General features: G+C 60.5%; 24 protein-coding genes and 4 pseudogenes. 3 read left to right on the top strand and 25 right to left on the bottom strand.

Going from position 1 to position 20,452, the window contains the following annotated elements; translation table 11 throughout:
* Positions 1-49: 49 nt before the first annotated feature.
* The 14 genes and pseudogenes from QNJ43_RS06920 to QNJ43_RS06855 form a co-directional block, all read right to left on the bottom strand.
* Entirely contained in the window at positions 50-571 is a 522-nt protein-coding gene (locus QNJ43_RS06920; RefSeq protein ID WP_300468477.1) for an iron chelate uptake ABC transporter family permease subunit, read from the bottom strand.
* Entirely contained in the window at positions 568-879 is a 312-nt protein-coding gene (locus QNJ43_RS06915; protein WP_300468475.1) for an iron chelate uptake ABC transporter family permease subunit, read from the bottom strand. Before QNJ43_RS06915 ends, QNJ43_RS06920 begins: the two co-directional genes overlap by 4 nt.
* Positions 880-906: 27 nt before the next feature.
* Positions 907-2,544, bottom strand: coding sequence for a TonB-dependent receptor (locus QNJ43_RS06910; protein WP_300468473.1), 1,638 nt, complete (start codon positions 2,542-2,544; stop codon positions 907-909).
* 10 nt (positions 2,545-2,554) lie between these two features.
* On the bottom strand, positions 2,555-3,808 hold the full coding sequence (locus tag QNJ43_RS06905) for a TonB-dependent siderophore receptor (RefSeq protein WP_300468471.1): 1,254 nt from the start codon (positions 3,806-3,808) through the stop codon (positions 2,555-2,557).
* A 3-nt stretch (positions 3,809-3,811) separates the two neighbouring features.
* Positions 3,812-3,934 carry a hypothetical protein gene (locus QNJ43_RS06900; RefSeq protein ID WP_300468469.1) on the bottom strand — a complete coding sequence of 41 codons (123 nt, stop codon included), beginning with the start codon at positions 3,932-3,934 and terminating at the stop codon, positions 3,812-3,814.
* 216 nt (positions 3,935-4,150) lie between these two features.
* A complete protein-coding gene (locus QNJ43_RS06895; protein WP_300468467.1) occupies positions 4,151-4,486 on the bottom strand; it encodes a FecR domain-containing protein in 336 nt (111 codons plus the stop codon).
* Positions 4,487-4,750: a FecR domain-containing protein gene (locus QNJ43_RS06890; protein ID WP_300468465.1), complete on the bottom strand. Its 264-nt coding sequence runs from the start codon at positions 4,748-4,750 to the stop codon at positions 4,487-4,489.
* Positions 4,751-4,983: 233 nt separating this feature from the next.
* Positions 4,984-5,031, bottom strand: a pseudogene (locus tag QNJ43_RS06885) (hypothetical protein); the annotation flags it as partial.
* Positions 5,032-5,263: 232 nt separating this feature from the next.
* Positions 5,264-5,437, bottom strand: a complete 174-nt coding sequence (locus tag QNJ43_RS06880) for a sigma factor-like helix-turn-helix DNA-binding protein (RefSeq protein WP_300468463.1) — start codon at positions 5,435-5,437, stop codon at positions 5,264-5,266.
* Entirely contained in the window at positions 5,421-5,780 is a 360-nt protein-coding gene (locus tag QNJ43_RS06875) for a sigma factor (protein WP_300468461.1), read from the bottom strand. The genes QNJ43_RS06880 and QNJ43_RS06875 overlap by 17 nt, the downstream gene beginning before the upstream one ends.
* Positions 5,781-6,050: 270 nt before the next feature.
* Entirely contained in the window at positions 6,051-7,220 is a 1,170-nt protein-coding gene (locus QNJ43_RS06870; protein ID WP_300468459.1) for an alanine racemase, read from the bottom strand.
* A 297-nt stretch (positions 7,221-7,517) separates the two neighbouring features.
* A complete protein-coding gene (locus QNJ43_RS06865; RefSeq protein WP_300468457.1) occupies positions 7,518-8,261 on the bottom strand; it encodes an amino acid ABC transporter ATP-binding protein in 744 nt (247 codons plus the stop codon).
* A complete protein-coding gene (locus QNJ43_RS06860; RefSeq protein ID WP_300468455.1) occupies positions 8,258-9,088 on the bottom strand; it encodes an amino acid ABC transporter permease in 831 nt (276 codons plus the stop codon). Before QNJ43_RS06860 ends, QNJ43_RS06865 begins: the two co-directional genes overlap by 4 nt.
* Before the next feature lie 293 nt (positions 9,089-9,381).
* On the bottom strand, positions 9,382-10,332 hold the full coding sequence (locus QNJ43_RS06855) for an ABC transporter permease subunit (protein ID WP_300468453.1): 951 nt from the start codon (positions 10,330-10,332) through the stop codon (positions 9,382-9,384).
* Between QNJ43_RS06855 and QNJ43_RS06850 the strand changes: the two genes are divergently transcribed.
* On the top strand, positions 10,331-10,549 hold the full coding sequence (locus QNJ43_RS06850; RefSeq protein WP_300468451.1) for a hypothetical protein: 219 nt from the start codon (positions 10,331-10,333) through the stop codon (positions 10,547-10,549). The two genes, QNJ43_RS06855 and QNJ43_RS06850, sit on opposite strands and share 2 nt — an antisense overlap.
* 122 nt (positions 10,550-10,671) lie before the next feature.
* Here the strand turns inward: QNJ43_RS06850 and QNJ43_RS06845 are convergent, their stop codons facing one another.
* The 6 genes and pseudogenes from QNJ43_RS06845 to QNJ43_RS06820 form a co-directional block, all read right to left on the bottom strand.
* Positions 10,672-11,250 (bottom strand): hypothetical protein, encoded by a 579-nt coding sequence (locus QNJ43_RS06845; protein WP_300468449.1) that lies wholly within the window; start codon positions 11,248-11,250, stop codon positions 10,672-10,674.
* Complete coding sequence (locus QNJ43_RS06840) at positions 11,169-11,480, bottom strand: transporter substrate-binding domain-containing protein (RefSeq protein WP_300468448.1); 312 nt, start codon at positions 11,478-11,480, stop codon at positions 11,169-11,171. The genes QNJ43_RS06845 and QNJ43_RS06840 overlap by 82 nt, the downstream gene beginning before the upstream one ends.
* 284 nt (positions 11,481-11,764) lie before the next feature.
* Positions 11,765-12,226, bottom strand: a complete 462-nt coding sequence (locus tag QNJ43_RS06835) for an FCD domain-containing protein (RefSeq protein WP_300468577.1) — start codon at positions 12,224-12,226, stop codon at positions 11,765-11,767.
* Positions 12,227-12,277: 51 nt separating this feature from the next.
* Positions 12,278-12,358 (bottom strand): annotated as a pseudogene (locus QNJ43_RS06830) (GntR family transcriptional regulator); the annotation flags it as partial.
* A 744-nt stretch (positions 12,359-13,102) separates the two neighbouring features.
* Positions 13,103-14,008, bottom strand: coding sequence for an alpha/beta hydrolase (locus tag QNJ43_RS06825; protein ID WP_300468447.1), 906 nt, complete (start codon positions 14,006-14,008; stop codon positions 13,103-13,105).
* Positions 14,005-14,697: pseudogene (locus tag QNJ43_RS06820) on the bottom strand (glycine betaine ABC transporter substrate-binding protein). Before QNJ43_RS06820 ends, QNJ43_RS06825 begins: the two are co-directional and overlap by 4 nt.
* A gap of 578 nt (positions 14,698-15,275) precedes the next feature.
* On the opposite strand from QNJ43_RS06820, the gene QNJ43_RS06815 reads away from it, so the two are divergent.
* A complete protein-coding gene (locus QNJ43_RS06815; protein ID WP_300468444.1) occupies positions 15,276-15,710 on the top strand; it encodes a TetR family transcriptional regulator C-terminal domain-containing protein in 435 nt (144 codons plus the stop codon).
* A gap of 192 nt (positions 15,711-15,902) precedes the next feature.
* Positions 15,903-16,790 (top strand): DMT family transporter, encoded by an 888-nt coding sequence (locus tag QNJ43_RS06810; protein ID WP_346432891.1) that lies wholly within the window; start codon positions 15,903-15,905, stop codon positions 16,788-16,790.
* Between the two features lie 109 nt (positions 16,791-16,899).
* On the opposite strand, the pseudogene QNJ43_RS06805 reads toward QNJ43_RS06810, so the two are convergent.
* From QNJ43_RS06805 to QNJ43_RS06785, 5 genes and pseudogenes are all read right to left on the bottom strand, one after another.
* Positions 16,900-17,629: pseudogene (locus tag QNJ43_RS06805) on the bottom strand (amino acid ABC transporter ATP-binding protein).
* Entirely contained in the window at positions 17,626-18,138 is a 513-nt protein-coding gene (locus QNJ43_RS06800; RefSeq protein WP_300468440.1) for an amino acid ABC transporter permease, read from the bottom strand. Before QNJ43_RS06800 ends, QNJ43_RS06805 begins: the two are co-directional and overlap by 4 nt.
* 149 nt (positions 18,139-18,287) lie before the next feature.
* Entirely contained in the window at positions 18,288-18,863 is a 576-nt protein-coding gene (locus tag QNJ43_RS06795) for an amino acid ABC transporter permease (RefSeq protein WP_346432890.1), read from the bottom strand.
* Between the two features lie 200 nt (positions 18,864-19,063).
* Entirely contained in the window at positions 19,064-19,849 is a 786-nt protein-coding gene (locus QNJ43_RS06790) for an amino acid ABC transporter substrate-binding protein (protein ID WP_300468438.1), read from the bottom strand.
* A gap of 67 nt (positions 19,850-19,916) precedes the next feature.
* On the bottom strand, positions 19,917-20,240 hold the full coding sequence (locus QNJ43_RS06785) for a pyridoxal-phosphate dependent enzyme (RefSeq protein ID WP_300468436.1): 324 nt from the start codon (positions 20,238-20,240) through the stop codon (positions 19,917-19,919).
* Positions 20,241-20,452 lie beyond the last annotated feature (212 nt).

Genomic DNA, 20,452 nt, shown 5'->3' with positions numbered 1-20,452 from the left:
GGGTGGGAGGGCCTTGGGAGTTGCGGCGGCGACGTCGGTGGAGGCATTTTCAGGCAGCGTGCGCAGACCTCGCACCAGCAGGACGAGCAGCGGTGCACCGAGAAGCGCGGTCACGGCTCCGGTCGGGAGAGTGAACCCCGCCGAGGTGTCGCACGATCTGCAGTGCACTGTCGGTGGTCGACAGAAGGAGCGCGCCGAGGCTCATCGCGGCGAGAGCAATCACCACGGGGCGCCGGATGCCGAGACCGCGCGCCAGCGCCGAGGCAGCAAGTCCTATGAAGCCGATGACGCCGGTCAGCATCACCGCCAGCACGATGCAGGCGAGCCGCGTGCGGGCGACCGAAAGGCCGAGCGCGCCGGCGCCCTCGCCGAGTCCCAGCAGCACGAAGGGGCGTCGCAACAGGGCGAGCGCGGCTGTTGCAAGGAAGAGGGTCAGAAGGATCTGCCGGCTCGCGCTCCAGTCCCGCTGGACGAGCGATCCGCTGCCCCACACGAAGAGCCCGCTCAACTGGTGTTCGTTGAAGAGCGCGAGCGCGGTGGCGAGCGTTCCCATGACAAGCGCGATAATCATCCCGGCGGGCAGGACGGGTCAGGGGCGAGCAGAAGAGCAAGCGCCAGCGCAAGCTGCGCCCCGGCCGAAACGCCGAGCGTTGCGGGCGAGACCAGCGGGTTCTGTAGCACCTGCTGCAGGATGGCGCCGGCAAGCCCCAACACGGCCCCGGCGGCCAGCGCCACGACGGAGCGCGGCAGGAAACTGTAGTGAAAAAGGAGTGCGGCCATGTCGTTGGGCGAAGGTGACAGGGTCGCGCCCGGCCAGGCGGCTGGCGGCAATGTCGTGGCCAGAGGCAGGCAGGCAAGCCACAGGGCGAGGGTCGCCATTCCGGGACCCGCAAAAATCCAAGGATCCTAGCCACGCTCTGCCTCGCTGAGGAGGGGCGCGAAGCGGGTGGCCGATGGCAGCATGCCGAAGGCGAGCACCGTCGGCAGTTGCAGGATGCGGCCTTCCTCGGCAAAGCCCAGCGCACGCCATACCGGGCTCTCGCGCATCGCGCGTGCGGCATCCCCCGGCACCGAGTCAAAACAGACGAGCCGAGCGTTCGCCACGTCCGCGAGTTCATCCACGCCGAGCGTGGCAAAACCCCAGACATTGCTGTGCCCGGTCCAGGCGTTGGTGAGCCCCAGCCGGGTCAACACGTCGTCGAAAAGGCTGTTGCGTCCGTAGACGCGCAGGTGCCGGGGATCGAGAATGTTCGCCAAAAGGAGCGGCCGGTCGCGTAAAGGTCGGACCACCTCCGAGAGGGACGCGATGTCCGCGAAGGCGGCCTCGATCAGGGCCTCGCCCTTCGCTTTCGTGGCGGTGAGGGCGGTGAGCGCGCGGGTACCGTCAAGGATCGGGGGCATGGCCGGCCCGCTGATTGCATGAATGGCGAAGGAGCGCACGGGAGCGATCCGCTCGAGCTTTTCGCGTAACCGTTCCAGATAGGGCGTGGAGACGATGAGGTTCGGCTCAACTGCTGCAGGATTTCCAGATTGATCTCGCGCGACAGGCCGAGATTGATCGTGTCCCGCGGCAGGGGCGGCTCGGCAACCCAGGTGCCCAGGCATGGGCGGAGGCGATCGCAACGGGCGGACTGCTTGGCTGGCTTTGAAGGCTAGCTGTGCCGCGATCGCCGGGCGCCCGCCCGCGAGGGCGGCGAGTGCGCCCAGATAGCAGTAGCCGTTGTTGCAGGTCGTGGGCTGCCAGTCCACGATGTTGTTGACGTTCAGCGCTGCGGACAGACCGTCCAGTTCACTCTTCGCCGCGCCGAAATCGTAGCGCAGCGCGGCGTCGAACAGCGTCGCGGACTTGTTCTTCGCGGTGTTGGCGTTGCTGGTGTAGGTCTCGCCGAGATAGCGCATGCCCGCACCCAGCGAAACGCCGTCGAGCATCGCCGTCTTGAAGGCGTAGTCGAGCCAGAGCGAGGCGGAATGGCGCGGCGTCACCATCGGCACGTTACCGATATTGCTGGCGGTGATGTCGCCGGTGATCTCGGCGTCATTGAAAGTGTAGGAGGCGATCACGCTCAGGCCCATGTCGAGATTGAAGCGCGCCTGGGCCTCGATGCCATTGCTCGTCACCTCGCCGATCGGCTCGTAGTAGTAGCCGACGGTGCTGTTGTAGCCGGCATATTTGGAGATGTTCTTTTCCTTCAGGTGATAGACAGCGATGGAAAAGAAGCCGTTGAAGCCGACGGACTGATACTTGATGCCGGCCTCGTACTGGGTGCAGCTCGCCCAATCCTGGCGGACACTGAAATTGGCGTGCCAACGATCGAGGAAGGTGATCTGGTCCTGCGCGTAGATGCCGGTCTGGCGGAACGTGTAGTCACTGCCGGAGGAGTAGTCGAGGGCAGAGCCGCTGCGGCCATAATCCGGGCTGTCGGGATAGAGATCGTATTCGCTGGAGGCCACGGACGATCCGGTGCGGAACGTCGAGAAGGATGTCTGGTAGTCGATGCCGGCCAGGACCTTGTGCGCAAGCGGTCCCGTGTCCAGTTCCTTCATCAGGTTCAGATCAGTCTGGCGCGTTCAGCATACTGTCGGACACGGCGTAGCGGCCGCGCGCGTAATAGTCGTTGCCGGAGCCGTCGGTCTTCCAGCCTCCGCCCGTGACGCTGCCCGTTAGGTACTTGGCTTTGGTGTCGAGATAGCCGATGCGCGAATTGTTGCGGAGTGTCCAGCGATCGCCGAAGCGATGGGTGAATTCGTAGCCGAGCTGGAACTGCTTGACGATCTGCGTGTCATAGTCGGGATCGCTGGCGCGCACGTCATAGACCTGGCCGGACTTGTTGAGCGCGGCGACGTTGCCGTCCGTCTCGTCGCGCTGGGCAAGCGCCAGGATGGTCAGTTCGGTGTTTTCATCGGATGAATAGGTCAGCGAGGGAGCGAGCATCAGCCGGCCATCCTCGACATCGAAGCTGCCTTCGCCGACCCGACCGACGCCGACGACCCGGTAGAGCCAGGTGTTGTCGTCGGTCAGCGCATCGCCGAAATCGAAGACCGTCTGGTAGCGCCTCGTATCGTCGACGCGCGTCATCACCTCATGCACCGGAGTGGCTGAGGGCCGCTTGGACACGCGATCGATCAGGCCGCCCGCCGTCGACTGCCCATAGAGCGCGGAGGCCGGACCCTTGACGATGTCGATGCGTTCCAGTGCGTAGGGCTCGGTGCGGAATGTGCCGTAGTTTCCTGCGATCTGTCGCAGGCCGTCCTCGAAATCGCTGAGCGTAGTGAGCGAGAAGCCGCGCACGTAGATCTCGTCGAAACGCGGGTCGTAGCCATAGGAGCCGGTGGTGACGCCGGAGGAATAGCTGACGGCGTCAGTGAACGTGATGGGAGCACGCTGTTCCACCTCCTCACGGCCCACGACCTCGATGGAGCGGGCCGTCTGCATGATCGGCGTATCGGTCTTGGTGCCGGATGCGCTTTCGCGGGCGACGTAGCCGCCGATGGGGCCACGCACACCGCCGCCGTCGCGCATGTTGATGGTGGGAAGCACCGTCGAGCCGTCGCCGGAAACCGCCAGTGCGGCGTCGATTTCACCGGGCCTGCCAACTGTTACGCTGTTGACGCTGGTTAAGAGATAGACGAGGCCCGTGCCTTCCACAATGCGGGAAATGGCTGCCTGGGGAGACATTTGACCGGAGACGCCACCCGTGGTGAGGCCGGTAGTATCAGACGTGCGGAAGAGAACCTGCAGGCCGCTGGCGGCACCGAACCTGGTACGCGCGCTTGAGAGCGATCCGGCTGGAATGGAATAACTCTCCACCTGCTATGCCGCCGCTTCCTGGGTGCCTGCTGCCAACGGCACGAGTGCCAGAGCAGCCGGTATCGAGGTCGACACCGCCAGAGCGAGGCCCGATCCCCGTATGCGTTTTGCGCCGCGCCCGGCCAAGTTTCTGTTTCTTTATACTGGCCCGTGTTGTCTGGCGCATGTCGTATCCTCGGATGTTGGCGGACCGCGCGAGGAGGAATTGGCGTGCGGCCGGGTCTATCGAGGGAAACGACGCGGATTTACAAACCCGAAACATTTCTTCGCCTTGAAGGCGATTTTTTTGCTGAAGGTGGCCCGGAGCGCCGGCTTGAAGCGCATGCGTGAGACGCTGTGGGATCAACCCTGGTGGAGCACCACGAGGCCGCCGGCCAGCCCATAGACGTCGAGACCCAGGGTCTTTTCCAGATGCGTCAGGATTTCCTGCGGCCGGTTAAGGTGGAAGACCCCGGAGACGCGCAAGGCGCGGAGGCCATTGCCCGCCACGATGACCTTGCCGCGCCGGTGCCGGTTGAGATCCGCGACGACTTCCCCAAGCGGCTGGTCATCGAAGATCAGCAACCCGTTCCGCCAGGAGGTCACGGTCGGGTCCGAGACGATCCTCTTGCCGAGCCTGGCCTCGGTGTAGCGGACGCGTTCGCCGGTCTTGAGGGCCAGCGTATAGACGCAGCTCACCTAGAGTTTGCCAGCCACGCAATCGACCACGATTCGAAACGCCCCGAGCTTGACGGCAAAGGAGCTTTCGGCGGCGACGCTTTCGCCGTAGCCGGCCGACACGACAAAGGGGCGTGCGGGATCGGGAGCGACCTCGAAGATCTTTGCGCCTTCGGCAAGCTCCAGATGGCGGGCGGTGGAGGAAAAGTCGACGGACAGGGCGCTGGCTCCGTCGAGCAGCGCGGTGGAGCCGTCGGGAAGCGCCACGGTCTTCTGTTCGCCCACGCCCGTCGCATGGTCGGCGAGAAGCCTTTGCAGGGACGGCAATAGCCGGTGGCCGACAATCCAACCGTCAGGCCCGCCACGCCGGCGGCGAGCCCTCCCGTCAGCACCATCCGGCGCGTGGGACGCGGCCTTTTGCTGCGGATGCCGGCCGGCATCTCGCCGAGGCCACGCCAGACCTGCGCAACTTCGCGAAAGGCGTGCTCGTGGGCAGGGCTGCGCCGTCGCCAGGCAAGGAAATCGTCCCGGTCGCGCGTTGTCGCCTCGCCGGAAGTCAGGCGCACAAGCCACTCGCTCGCTTCGCGTTTGAGAACCTCGAAATCCCGCTCCACGACGGCTGGGTCCTCTCGTGAAAATCCTTCGGCAGCTGTGCTGTACTAGGTATAACGATTGAAATCCGATGAAACGAAGCCAGACGGCGAAAATCATCGAAACGGATGCCGCTGGCAATGGCCTGAACCCGGCCTCCTTGTCAATCCGGGGCCAGTCAATCTGCGTTCGTCAATCCACGTCTTGTCAGGCCGCGCCGTGTTCCTCGAGCCGATGGCGGCAAAAGTCGAGCACATTGCGGATTTTCATCTCGACAGTACGAACGCTAACGCCGTGTTCCGCCGCGATCTCGGAGTGTCGACGGTTCCCGATGCGCGCGGCAACGAGCATGGCGCGGCGGCGCTCAGGCAGTTCGTTCATGGCGGCGGACAGGATGCGCAGCGCGTCGCGGGCGGCAAGGTGCGCCTCCGGCCCGGGGGGCTGTGTCGGGAACGGCCAGCAGGTCGTCCACTTCCGCTTCACTCAAACGCCTGCGGCGGGTGCGCTCATGATTGATGGCAAGGGTTCTGGCGATCCGCATCAAATAGGGCGAGGGGGCGGCAAGGGCGCTCGCGCCGTTGCGCGACAGCTTGATCCAGGCCTCCTGGGTGAGGTCTTCCGCATCCGCCTGCAAGCGCGTCCGATCAGCGAAATACCGCTTCAGGCGCGCTTCGTAGTGCGAAAAGACCGCCAAAAGCCGGTCGCGATCAGCCTCCGTTCCCATCCGTCCTCGTGGGGCCTGCCCGTTTGAAATGCGGATATCACAGGAAATACCGAGCTTCCGGGGTGGATAAAATAGTTGAGTTTAATACTCCGATTTAATTTTCTGCAGTGGTGCGGTGCGCTTATACCTATTTGAAATCGGGCAACCCCACCGATGGCGCTCACAAAAGGCTCATCGACGGCATTGCCCCCCCCTTGACCCAGCCCACCGGAAATTGCGGCCTGGAAACTCCACTGCTTGATGCGGGAACATCTGGGGCCACGTCAACTGTTACCGGCCCCGGCCGTCGATCGGCCAGATGGCCAGCAATGCGTCGTCTCGCACCACATGGTAGGCGTCGTAGAGATTGATCGTGGGATCGCAGTACGAAACGATACATTCGACGCTGTCGCCGACAGCCGGCAGCGGAATACCGTCGGGCGCGTCGATGCGACCATGTTCGTCGCTGACCGGCTTATACCGGCAGGCCGGCTCCGCACCGCGCACGATAACCGGTTCGTGGCCGTATTTGTTCTGGAAGCGTTTGTCACCGCCATCCGTGGTCACGTGATAGTCCCAGTTTGCGGAAAGCACGGTAGACAGGACGGATAGCGCCGGAACAAATGGCCAGGTTCCGTCGCGATGATGGAGTGGGAGATACTCCACATCCATGATCGCATAGCTTCCACACTGAAGTTCGGTCAGAAGACCGGAGGCGAGATCAAGCTGCATCGAACCAGTGCTCCCACCGGTAATCTTCAACGGGCGAGGCAGGTGCGACGCCAGGGCTTCGCGGAAGAGAACGACACGGCTGGCGAAAATCTCATAGGTGTCAGAACGTTTTTCCAGATCGGTGACGTGAGACAGCTGGCCGGCATAGGTCTGAAGCCCTGCCAATGAGATATTCGGCTCGGCCTCGATCATTTCCGCCAGTTTGATCGCCTCGCTGACGGTTACGCAACCGGATCTTCCGCGTCCCATGTCCACATCGATCAGGACGTTCATCTGGCAATTTTTTCCAGCCAGGCACTGGGAGAGGGTCTTGAGTTGATCGCGACTGTCTATCGCCAAGGTGAGCGGGACCCTGTTGGCAAAGATTGCCACGGCCCGGGCCAATTGAATTGGTGACGAAAGAATGGAAGTCACAAGAATATCGGTGGTCGGAAAGGCGGCAGCGACGGCTTCGGCCTCGCCGATTGTGGCAACCGCAACGCCGCAGGCTCCGGCCTCCAACTGCAAACGCAGCACTTCCAGCGACTTGTGCGCCTTGAAATGAGGACGCAGGCGCAACCCGGCTTCCCGAACAAGTCGTGCGCCTTCGGCAAGATTGGCTTCCAGCGCATCCAGATCCAACAACAGCGACGGCGTGGCCAGTCTCGTCCGTCCATCGGCTGCCCCGACAAGTCCGGCATTGGGGCCCAGATCTGCCTCTTGTTTCATGCCCTCGTTCAAGGTCGTCATCGCCCCATTTCCTTTATCTTTTGATATTCTTTTAAGGTCGCTCGGATCCCGGCTCTGGGGGTGTCGATGGCCTCGTCACTTGTGTCGTTATGCGTAACGGTCCGGAAACGTCATTTACTTTCTGCACCCGTTTCGAACTGCGCCCTGATCTGATGCGGCCCTTCATTCAGGCGGAGCGATGTCTCACTCGACAGATCGATCATGACATGCGGTTCTGAACCCTTCAGGATTCAAAATGATGCCGTCTGAAAAAGCCCCGAGAAGCTCAAGCGCCAGTCTGAGATGAGGGAAAAGCCATCAGATCAGTTGAGAAAGAAAGGCCCGGGTTCTCTCGCTTTTGGGATTGTTGAAGAATTCTTCCGGCGACGCGGCCTCCCGGATACAGCCGTGATCCATGAAACCGATCAGATTTGCCACGTTGCGGGCGAAGCCCATCTCGTGGGTGACGATCACCATGGTCATGCCCTGTTCCGCCAATTCCTTCATGGCCTCCAGCACCTCATTGATCATTTCCGGATCGAGGGCGGATGTCGGTTCATCGAAAAGCAGAAGCCGGGGTTCCATCATCAGCGCTCGCGCGATGGCAACACGCTGCTGCTGCCCGCCGGACAGCTGTCCGGGATATTTGAGCGCCTGATCGGCAACCTTTACCCGATCGAGCATCTGCAACGCTTTCGCGCGCGCCTCTGCAACCGGATGAGCAAGCGAATACACCGGGCCGATGGTCAGGTTCTCGAGGGTCATCAGATGTGGGAAGAGATTGAAGTTCTGAAAGACCATGCCTGTCGCATGGCGCAACCGGTTCAGACTGGCCTTGTCGTCACTGACCTTGTTTCCGGCAACGGTGATTGAACCTTCCTGATAGGATTCCAGCCGGTTCATGCAACGCAAGAGAGAGGATTTTCCGGAACCCGAAGGGCCACAGATGACGACTTTTTCGCTCTCTCCCACGACAAGATCGATATCGCGCAAGACATGGAAGTCGCCATACCACTTGTTCAGACTGCTGATGCGGACGAGTTCTCCGCCGGTATCGCTCATCGGGCACGTTCCTTGGAGCTGCGTCTCTCGATGAACGCACTGTATTTGGCCATGGAGAAGCAATAGATGAAGAAGATAAGCGCCACGAATATGTAGACTTCGGTGGCATAGCGCGTCCACGACACATCCCGAAGCGAGGCCTTCGCCGCTCCGAAAATATCGAAGATGCCGATGATCGAGGCGAAGGTTGTGTTCTTGAAGGCTCCGATGATGTCATTCACCAGCGCGGGCAGGACGGTGCGCAATGCCTGCAGAAGAATGATCAGGATGTGCGATTTCAGATAGTTCAGCCCAAGTGCCTTGACTGCATCATACTGCCCGTTGGGAACTGCCTGGAGGCCACCGCGAATGACTTCGGCAGAATAGGCTCCGAAGAAGATGACCATTCCAACCAGCGCTCGAAGCAGCTTGTCGATCGTGAGATCGCCGGGTAGAAAGAGCGACAGAAAGATGATCATCATGAAGAGCACGGAAATCAGAGACAGGCCGCGCACGATTTCAATGGTGATCACACAGACAGCCTTGATAATCGGCAACTTTGAACGCCTACCAAGCGCAAACAAAATTGCGAGGGGAAAGCCGAACCCCACGGTCGTCAGAAAGACGATCATCGTCAGGGGCAGTCCGCCCCACTCGTCCGTACCGACAAACGGCAACCAGAAGACGCTGCCGAACATCAGGATCGCGCTGATCACCCCGCAGACGGCCCAGATCGGAATGAGGTAGACGTTCCAGAAACGGGGAATGGCAGTGTAGATCGCCAGCAGGGTCACGAGAGCAACGACGATGGCTCCGCGATAATGCTCCTCGTAGGGGGTACGTTCCAAAGAGAATGACCCGGTACTTCTCGGTAATCACCGCCCAGCAAGCGCCCTGAGCGCTGCGACAGACCTCGGGGTCGGTCGTGTACCAGATCGCATCGACGAAGGCCCAGCGGATGACCTGCGGCAACAGCATGACGATGCCGAAGAAAATGAGGATCGTGACAAGCGCATTGAGCGGCGTCGAAAAGAACGCTGCAATCACCCCCGTGCAAGGGGACCGGAGGTCATGACCGGCGCGGGGCGCTCGGTTGGCTTGCGGACCGAGACATGCGAGACAGGAGGAGTGGTCATCTGGATCAACGCTCCTTTATCTGCACGAGGCGATTGTAGAAATTCATGACGAGGGAGATCGCAAGGTATAACACTGCCATGAGCACCACGCATTCAAGAACCTGGCCGGACAATGTTGTGGTGGTGTTGGATACATTGAAAAGTTCGGAATAGCCGACCGCGACGCCAAGAGAGCTGTTTTTCAGCAAGCTGACATATTGGGCCATCGCCGGCGGGATGACGACGCGCAATGCCTGAGGCAGAACGACGAGCCCAAAGCGATTGTAGCGCGACAAGGGAATGGAATCGGCGGCTTCAAGCTGGCCCTTCGGCACGGATTGAAGTCCGGCCCGCACGATCTCTGCGATAAACGCACCGATGTAGAGCGTCAAACCGAAGAAGAGGGCAAGAAACTCGGGCGACAATGTCTGGCCGCCACGGTACTTGAACCCTCTGAGTTCGGGCGACACCAAAGATGTGGGCGCGCCGACGATGAGCCAGTCGATGACCGCGCCTGCCACGAAGGCAAGCGGCAGAAACAAGCCCCGATTTACCTGCTTGCCGACCCGCCGAAATCGCCACTCCAGACAGCGAGAGGCCAACCAGAGAGCGGCAAATCCGGCGATGACCACAACGGCACAGGCGGCGGGAAGGGGAAAGCCGTTGGCAAGAGTTGGAAGGTTCAACCCGCGGTTGGACAGATACATGTGGCCTGGTACGAAAGCCAGCGCATTTCGCGGCGAAGTCAACAGGGTCAGCAGCAAGTACCACATGATGATCTGCAGCAATTGCGGCGTGTTTCGGAACAGATCCACGTAGGTTGCCGGACAGGCCGGAAACCAGACGATTGGAGGATAGGCGGCAAATCCCGAGAAACAGCCCGAAGATCGATGCCCCGACGATACTGATGATGGAAATCGTAAGGGTGTTGGACGCTCCGGCGAGAAGGGCATTGAAATAGCTGTCATCAGGGTCATGGGCGATCATGCCCACGCTGATTTCAAACCCGGAGCGGTCCTCGAGAAATGCAAAACCGGTCGAGATCCCTCGCTCGTGCAAGGCGTTTTGCGCATTGGCGGTGAAGAAAAGGATGCCTCCACCGATCACGACCAGCACAAATATTTGCGCGGCCCAATTCAGGACCTTTTGATTTCGTCAGAACATGGAATTCCTCGCAACGAGCAGCAATTTTGAGCACTGCATCGGCTGTTGCTTTCTCTCTCGAGCTTCGCTGATTTAGGAGCGGTAGGAGGTAGACAATTGGTATGAGATCCGCCTCGACGAGATCGCCGAGGCGGAATCGATGACCTTGGTGCTTACTTGAAGGGCGGGGTGTACATCAGCCCGCTATCGGTGTAGAGCGCGTCAAGGCCCCTCGGCAGCTTGAGCGGAGGGCCCATGCCGAAATTGCGATCATAGACCTCGCCGTAATTGCCGACCTGCTTGATGATGCGGTAGGCCCACTTGGCATCCAGGCCCAGTTTTGAACCGAGATCCGTTCCCACGCCGAGCATCTTCTGGACTTCGGGATCCGAACTCTTGAGCATCTCGTCAACATTCTTCGAAGTGATACCCTTCTCTTCTGCCCCGATCATCGCGTAGATGGCCCAGTCGACAATATCGCGCCACTGAGTGTCACCCTGCCGGACGAAGGAGCCCATCGGGTCCTTGCCGTAAACACCCGGCAGGATCACCCAATCGTCCGGATTGTCGGCCAAGCTGGCGCGAACGGCCGCCAAGTCGGAGGTCGACAGGATATGCACGTCGCAGCGGCCATTGAAGAAGGCGCGCTGGAGTTCGGCCTGATCCTCGATCACGATCGGGTTGAAGGTGATGCCTTCCTTCTGGGCGACGTCGGCGGTGACCTGTTCGGAGTTGGATCCGGGGGAACGCACAGGTCTGCGCCATCCAGTTCACTCACCTTGGTGACGCCGAGGGACTTCGGAACCATGAAACCCTGTCCATCATAGAAGGTGGTGACGGTGGCATCGAGGCCCAGTTCGGCATCGCGCGACAGCGTCCAGGTGGCATTGGCTGTGACAATATCGACTTCGCCGGTCTGCAGCAGCGAAAACCGCGTCTGAGTGGTTGCCTTGACCATGGAAATCTTGGAGGCGTCGCCCAAGACAGCCGCAGCGCCCGCCTTGCAGCTATCGACACGTCGAGACCAACCCAATTGCCCTGGCTGTCGATCATCGACATGCCCTGGCGCCCGCCATTGCCGGCGCAGGCGACAACGCCCTTGCTTTTGACGGTATCGAGTGTGGAGGTTTCCTGGGCGTGGGATGGGGTTGTTGCAGCTATTGTTGTGAACGCTATTGCCAAGGCGGCTAGCTTGCCTCGGGCAAAGGTATTTCCGGACATACTGATACTCCAGTTGGTGGGAATTTATTTGTTCTTGATTGCCGCTTATTGGCGCGGTTTTGGCGGGATGACCGATGCCGCGCCCGCAAAGCTTGCCGTGCGACGGGTCGCACCAACAATTTTCAACTTGGATTGGTAGCTGCGTTCGAGATGCTCGCTCATCTCGCGGTGCGCTCTCTCGGGGTCTCGGTCGATGACCGCCTGAAGGATCGCCAGATGGTCATCGACCGTCTTCAGGATCCATTCCTTGTCATAGAAGCGCGCGAGCCTTGTCAGGATGTTGTAGCGCGCCCGCAATGGCAGATAGATGTCCAGCAGCAAGGCATTGCCGCTTGCTCGGACCAGTTCGATGTGGAATTCGTGACCCGTATTGTAGTTGTTGTCCCACTCCATCTCGGCTTCCGGCTGGCGCGATTGCTCCATCAGGTCCCGGTAGACGAGCAGTTCCGGCGTTGGCCCGTTTTCGGTGGCTCGCTGTGCCGCCAGACACTCGATAGCCTGCCGCAAGTCGAAGAGTTCGTGGATCTGATCCGTCGTTATCGAACAGACCGTCGTCCCGCGTAGGGGGACAATCGTGAGCAATCCGTCCCGAGCCAGATCGCGCATCGCCTCCCGGATCGGCATGCGCCCAATCCCGAGTTGACTGGATAGTCCTCATTCGGAAACGGGCTTTTCCGGAGCCAATTCCCCACTCCTGATGAGGTCGAGGATCCGACGATATGCGGTTTCTCGCTGGAGTTCGTTCAATGCACTCATGCTTGGTATGCCAATGGTATTCCACTGACATGTCAAGTCGTTATTTGAATGGTTGCCACTCTCAAAGGCGCACCCGGCCCGCTATATAACTGTTTTCAAATGTCTATTTGAAATAGAATGTAAATTGGGGAACATGCAACGCGAACGGCCTCAGGCATCGCAGATGCCTTCTCCGCACATTTTGAGGCAAGGGGGTCATGACAGGGCGAAGAGATCCTGCGCAGGCATGTCAGGAATGCGCAGCTGTCGCCCATTGAAGTCGAACGGCAACAGACCTTGAAAGCACAAGACGTCCGGGGGACTGGGAACAGTTCAAAAAAATCAGATCCGTCTGCAAAACTTGCTGCAGAAATGCCTTCTCCCACCGGCCACCAATTTGGATGTCAGTTCGTCTCCCTTCGCCTAATGGGCAGGAAAACCTGTGCCTAGGCAGATGCCTCATTCGCATCGAGCGGGTGACGCTCGGCGATAAATGGCGAAGCGGGCCATACCGCTCAAGCCCACGGACGGCGCTAGCTGCCGCATCCCCCATGCAGACTGTCCGACGCGGCGATGGCCCCCAGCAGCAGTTTACCGGCATTCCGGATCGACACATGCTGGGGACCTTGGGTGAATGAACCGTGGCGCTCAATGCATCTCGCGCGGGGCGCTGTTTTGCAGCCAGTCCAGCGCTTGGCGACATGTTTCGCCATCGATCCAGTGCCCGAAGCCGGGGTTGATCCTGAGGGTCGCCCGGGGCATGTCGTTTGCCAGGCTTTGGGCAGAGGCCACGTCGATGCTCAGGTCACTGCCACCATGCATGAAGAGCGCGGGGATCTCCTTGCCTGCCAGCTTATCCCTCCAAGGAGGGGAGGTCGTAATGGCGAATGTATCCCGGAGGTAGCCGCCATCGTCCGCTGCGCGGTCAGACAGGGCCTTGGCAAACTGGTGGTTCTCGGGGCCGTGCAAAGGCATCAAGCCGACCGAGAAATGACAGTTGCTTTCGCGAATGGCCTCGATCGCATCAGCCTCTGACGGAAACAGCAGAAAGAAACGCTCGATCAGCCGCAATGAAGCGTCGTTCGCCGTAACCGTGGCATCCCCTCCGGTGCTGGACAGGGAGGCAAAACGGGTCATTCTTTCCGGAGCGCGCGTGGCGAGCAGCTGCACGATCATGCCGCCCATGGAAAAGCCGATGCAGGTGAACTGTGGGATCTCCAAATGGTCGGCCAGAGCCAGCACATCATCCGCCATATCGATCCGGCCGTAGGCGGCCAGCCCTTTTGCGCTGCCGGACCACTCGAAACCCGGCGGTATTTCGGAGAACGGGCCGCCGCATCGTGCGGACAGGCCACTGTCACGGTTGTCCAGCCGGATCACCCGGAAATTCTTCGCAAGACCATCGACAAGCTCTTGCGGCCATTCGATCAGCTGCATGCCGAGCCCCGCAATTAGAAATACCGCGGGGGCCTTCGGTGAACCGTCCTGCCGGTAGCAGATCCGAAGCCCGTTCAGATCCGCAAACCGGTCCGGCGTTGCCGCAGATCCCGTCAAAGTCCCAGATCCGCCTTGACTGCGGGCAGCGCCGGGCTGCCGTCCACGGTGGTGACGCCGTCAAGCCAGGCATCCAGCATTTCAGGAGGATTTGCGAGGAGCTTGCGCACCGCCTCTTTCCCACTCATGCCGTCGTCAAGGATATAGCCCATGCCCTCGCTTTCTATGTCGACATTGAAGGTCAACTGCTTCAGCAGCTTGCCGACCTGAGGGCATTCAGCCAGATAGCCCTTGCGCACCTGGGTCGAGACAGTCGCACCACCGAAGTCGGGGCCGTAGTAGGCATCGCCCCCCTTGAGATACTTGAGATCGAACTTGGTGTTCATCGGATGCGGCGCCCAACCAAGGAAGACGATCCACTTCTTGCGCCGGACCTCGCGGGCAACCTAGGACAGCATACCCTGTTCGGAGCTTTCCACGACCTTCCAGTCGCCCAGCCCGAAATCGCCCTTCTTGACGATACCGAGCATGATCTCGTTTGACCCCGGCTCGATGCCATAGATCTTCTTGCCGAATTTGTCGGCATGCGCCGCCAGGTCCGCAAAGGAGTGCATGCCCGCGTCGTAGACGTAGGACGGAACGACCCAGGTGAACTTCGCCCCTTCGAGATTGGTATGGATCGTCTCCACCGCGCCGCTCTTGCGGTAGGGTGCAAAATAGGACTGCATCGCGGGATCCCAATAGCCCATGAAGACGTCGAGATCGCCGTTTTTCATCGACTCGTAAATTACGGAAATACCCAGGATACCTGGTGTCGGCCTTGTGACCCATGTCTTCCAGCAGAACCTGCGTGACCGCTGTGGTCAGCGCCAGGTCGGTCCAGTCGGGCTCGGCAAGACGTACGCGGAAACAATCGGCATGGGCAGGTAGAACTGTGGAGATCGCGAGCAGACCCGCGGCGACAAGAAGCTTTTTCATAACGGTTTTTGATCTAGTTGGTTTGTTTATTGACCGATCGGTTCATAAACCAAACTATGAATAGATTGATCGCCGAGTCAATCAAAGGCGGCGACGTCCTTCGGACGGATCGTGCAGACGGGAGCGCCAGAATGGGGCGAAGAAATATCTCCGAACTAAGACGTGCGGGATATGCCGCTGCGGCCTACCGTGCGCTGATGCGCTACGGGAACCAGAGCACCTCGCTGGCGCGCGTGGCCGAAGGGGCCAGCGCCTCGAAGGCGAATGTGCTGCACTATTTCAAGAGCAAGGAAGCCCTTGCTGGCGGCCGCGCTGCGCCATGCCAATACGGAGGCTTCTGCACGAAGCCGTGCTGCTTCTGGGCGAGGCCCGGACACCGTTGGAACGTGTCTACACCGTGGTTGAAACGAACCTCTCTCCGACCTCGTTTCGCCCCGAAGTGGCACATGCCTGGATCGCGCTGTGTGCCGGCGTGCCCCATGTGCCTGCCTACCAACGGATTCAAACGGTTATCTACGCCAGAATGCGCTCGAACCTGATCGGCCCCTTGCGCAGCATTCTGCCCGATGAGGATGCGGCCCTGATGTCGGACCTCCTGACCACGGCAATCGACGGCATCTGGCTGCGCTGCGGGCTGAGCCTGGGCGGGGTGACACAACAGGAGGCCCGCGCGCAGCTGGAAGTCGTGCTCGACGCGCGCCTGCCGGACGACGAGGAACGCCGCGCGGCGCGGGCACGCATGCTGAAAGTGGCCCGCATCCTCATAAAGGCGTGGCACAGATAGGAGTGTAACGCAGCGCAGGCGGCCAATTGTAGATCAGAAAACCGGAAGATAGTGACGCCCATGCTCCACGCCATGCTTCCCAAAGTGGCGGATCTGCCGCGCAAAACGCTTGCCTTTACTTTTTCATGCAGCTCGTAGATACCAGCCAGGCCTCGACCCAACGGCATTTCGTAACAAGATCAGAGATCCCAGGTGCCCCTATCCCTTCCGCGCATCCCGCCCCTTCCCGGGCACATTTCAGCGGAGGCACGCGGGGCCTTCTTCATGACGCTGGCAATGGGGGCTTTCGCTCTCGAGGATCTGTCGGTCAAGCAGGCGGCCAAGGATATTCCCGTCGGTCAGGCCGTCGTCATCTACGGCCTTGCCGGAACGCTGTGTTTTGTCCTTTATGCCCGTCACCGAGACGAACGGACCCTGCATCCCACCATTTTCTCGAAAGCCATGGACCTGCGATCCCTGTGCGAAATCAGCGGCAGGCTGTTCTATGCCCTGGCGCTGACGCCTCTTTCCAATGCATCGGCCATTCTTCAGGCAACGCCCGCGATCGTGGCGCTCGGGGCAGTCCAGTTCTTTTCCGAACACGTCACGGCCCGCAAATGGCTGTCGATCCTCGCAGGCTTTGTCGGCGTGCTGCTTATCCTTCGACCCGGGCTCGAGAGATTTCGCGCAAGCGCGATCTTCGCGGTTCTGGGAACCATCGGTTTCGCCGGATGCGATCTCGCGACGTGCGCCGCTCCCGTCTCCATGTCGACGGCCCAGATCGGGGTCCTCGGCTTTTCGATGCTGACCCTGGCCGGTCTGGTCCTGTTCGCCATTTCGGGCGGTGCCGCATGGCCGATGGTTTCCACCTGGCTCTTCCTGAGCTGCGCCCTCGTCTTCGGCGGGTTCACCTATTGCGGCCTCACCCTTGCCATGAGGACGGGGCGCATCGCTTCCGTCTCTCCCTGCCGCTATTCCCGTCTGCTTTTCGCACTCATTCTGGGCATCTTCATTCTGGGGGAACGCCCGGACGCTCTCTCGCTTCTGGGCAGCGCGATCATTGTCGGCAGCGGCGTCATGGTCCTGCGCGACACATCTTAAGCAATAAGCGCCCGGACCTGCCGGCTTCCCGCGCGAACCGGGGTGTCAGTGGCACGGAGCGTTCCCAACGCACACGCAAAGAGCGCGTTGGCGTAGGGCCCACCTGAGTTCAATGCGATACGATTTTTGACAGAAAATCCCGGGCACGTTCGCTTTCGGGTGCGGAGAAGAACGTGTCCGTCGGACGGTCCTCGACGATCTGTTCCGCATCCATGAAGACCACGCGATCCGCAACCCGCCGGGCGAAGCCCATTTCGTGGGTGACGACCATCATCGTCATGCCTTCCTTCGCAAGTTCGACCATGACGTTGAGCACCTCGTTGATCATTTCCGGATCAAGCGCTGAGGTAGGTTCGTCGAACAGCATCGCGGTCGGATCCATCGCAAGCGCTCGGCATATGGCGACACGCTGCTGCTGACCGCCGGAAAGCTGCGCGGGGAATTTGTCGATCTGTGCAGTCAGACCGACGCGCTCCAGAAGCGCCTTCGCCTTCTCGTCGGCCTCCTCGCGGGAGCGTCCGAGCACCTTCATTGGAAGCCAGACACAGGTTCTCGCGCACGCTCATGTGCGGATAGAGCTCGAAATGCTGGAAGACCATGCCGATCTTCGTTCTGAGCTTCACGAGATTGGTGCTGCGGTCCGTCACCTCAAGCCCCTCGACCCGGATGGAGCCGCCGCTGACGCCTTCCAGACCGTTGACGCACTTGATCAGCATCGACTTGCCGGACCCGGAAGGACCGCACACGACCACCACCTCGCCATGATCAACGGTCGTCATGCACCCCTTTAGCACCTGGAACGTGCCGTACCACTTGTCGATGGCTTTGATTTCACTCATCGGGAACGACCTTTCTGGAGACGGCGAACGGCGAAGGAACCGGAGAAGCAGAGGACGAAGTAGACCGCGGCTACGAACACATACATCTCGACGAGACAACCTTCCGTTCGCGCAACGATGGAGGCTGACGTCATGAAGTCGCGCAGGCTGACGACGAAGACGAGGCTCGTATCCTGGAAAAGGACGATGCGCTGGGTGAGCAGGATCGGGATCATGTTGCGGAAGGCCTGCGGCAGGACGATGTAGCGCTGGATCTGCCAGTAGTTCAGACCCGAGGCCTTTCCGGCCTGTACCTGTCCCGACCGCACGGACTGGATGCCGGCGCGCAGGATCTCCGCATAGTAGGCTGCCTCGAAGAGGGTGAAAGAGGACAGCCGCATCAGGGCCAGTCCGGCGCCGAGGATCATGCCACCGATGACCACCAGAAAGGTGAGCCACAGAGAGAGTCCCAGGCCCTTTGCGAGAAACGGCAGGTTTTGGCCGATGACCGCGAAATCGAAATCCGACATCCTCAGCCCTCCCTGCCGATCAGACCTGGAATGCGGTTCGCCTTCTCCAGGATATGCATCAGTGCGGCGACCACGAGCGCGATCAGCACGTAGATGACGGTGGCGGCGGTGTAGGCCTCGAAACCGTGGAACGTGTATTCGGCGACCTTCTAACTCTGGGCGGTCAATTCCAGCACGCCGATGGTCAGGGCGAGCGACGAATTCTTGAAGATCGTCAGGAATTCCGAAGTCATTGGCGAAATGACGGTGCGCGCGGCGATCGGCAACAGGATGTAGCGGTAGACTTGAAAGGTCGAAAAGCCGTTGGCATAGGCCGCGGCAACAAGCCCCTCACCGACGGACTGGATACCGGCGCGTAACTGTTCTGCGACGCGGCTTGCCGTATAGAAGAGCCCGAGCACCACCACCGCCGTGGAGAATTCCGGATAGGGCATGTCGCACTTCATCCACAACCCCCAGTCATGGGGCAACAGTTCCGGCACAACGAAGTACCAGAGGAACATCTGCACCAAGAGCGGAATGTTCCGGAAGAGTTCGACATAGGCGGTGCAGGGCAGTGAAACCGACCTGACCGGCAACGTGCGACCGACGCCGACGAACGTGCCGACGACAAGCGCGATGACCCACGCCGCAAGCGCCACGTCAAAGGTCAGCAGCGTGCCGGTGACGAGCCATTCGGCATAGGGCGGCTGAAAGAGGACAGACCAGTCCCATCTGTAGTTCATTGCTGTCCGATCCCGTCACGACCCGGTTAGGGGCCAATGACGACAGGGCGACCGCCGGGCACTTGTTGACCCGGCGGCGATTGTCGAAGAGCGATCGCGGCAGCCTATTTGGGAAGGGCGGCGAGCTGGAAAGCGGCCTCGAGCAGCGAGGTCTTGTCCACGCCGAGCGGCTTGAACCACTTGTCGTATAGGGTATCAAGCTAACCGGACCGCGCCAGATCGGCGAGAGCGATGCGGCCGATGAGGCGGAAGTCGTCATCGTCACGCGGGATCATGATCCCGTACGGATCGAAGGACAGGAAATCGCCCACGACGGCGTAGTTGTCGGGCTTCTTCGCCTTCGCCTTCGCCTTGAGGCGGAACAGCAGGATGTGGCCGGTGGAATAGGCATCGACACGGTCGGTCTGCAGCGCCAGGAAGCCCTCGCCGTGGTTGCTGACCGACAGAATGTTCACGTTGAGGCCGCGCTTGGCGATCTCATGGCGAATGGCCTTGTCATTGGTCGTGCCCTGAGGCAACGCGATCGACTTTCCCTCCAGATCGTCGATGGAGGAAATGCCGGAACCTTCCTTCACCAGAAGCTTGGTGCCGGTGACGAAGATCGTCGGCAGAAAGCCGACCTTCTGCTCGCGCGCCAGCGTGTCCGTCGCCGATCCGCACGTCATGTCGATCGTACCGTTGGCGATCAGCGTCATGCGCGTCTTGGGGTTGACCGGGACGTAATTCACCTTGAGGTCCTTGCCGACCTTCTCGGCGACCGCATCCACGATCTTTGCGCAGATATCCATCGTGTAGCCGACGGGTTTCTGGTTCTCGTCAAGATAGGAGAACGGAATGGAACTGTCGCGATAGCCGAGGGTGATGACCCCGTTTTCGGCAATCTTGGCAAGATGTCCCGTGAAGTCCTGAGCCTGCGCGGAGACAGATATGAGGGCGATGGCGGCAGCGCCAAGCACTGCCTTTCCAACATTCTTGAAGACCGTCATCTGAGTTTCCTTCTGGTTTTTATGGGAGAAGGCCGGACAGGTTCTCCGACCGGAGTTTTCAAGACTTTTACTTGAATATGTCACCCGTTTGGATCTGGTAGCCGAACAGGCCTGCGGAGCCGCCGGTGTGAACGAAGACGATGTTGTTCATGCCGGAGAGGGCCCCCTCGCGCACGAGCGTGATCATTCCGTCGAGCCCTTTGCCCGAGTAGACTGGGTCGAACAGCAGCCCTTCGAGTTCCGCCAGCATCTTCACCGCGTTCAACATGCCCTGCGTGGGCAGGCCGTAACCCTGGCCGACGAAGTAGCAATCGGCGCGCACGGCCTCGCGGCGGATCGTCTGCCCGGTGCCGAGGTGATCCATGGTCCTGCAAGCGAGGTCGTAGACCATCCTTCCTGCTTCTCCTGCGGGGCGCGGACACCAATGCCGAGGAGCAGCGTCTCCATTCCCAGAGCCGCAAGCCCGGTGACGAGTCCCGCCTGCGTGCCGGAGCTGCCGTTCGCATGCAGGATCATGTCGATGTGGAGATCTTCCTCCGTTGCCTGCTCAAAGAACTCGCGCGCACAGTTCACATAGCCGAGCGCACCAGTCGGATTGGAGTC

This window comes from Breoghania sp. (assembly GCF_030066895.1).
In the GTDB taxonomy this organism is placed as follows: Bacteria; Pseudomonadota; Alphaproteobacteria; order Rhizobiales; family Stappiaceae; genus Breoghania.
This window is presented reverse-complemented; position numbering and strand designations above follow the sequence as displayed.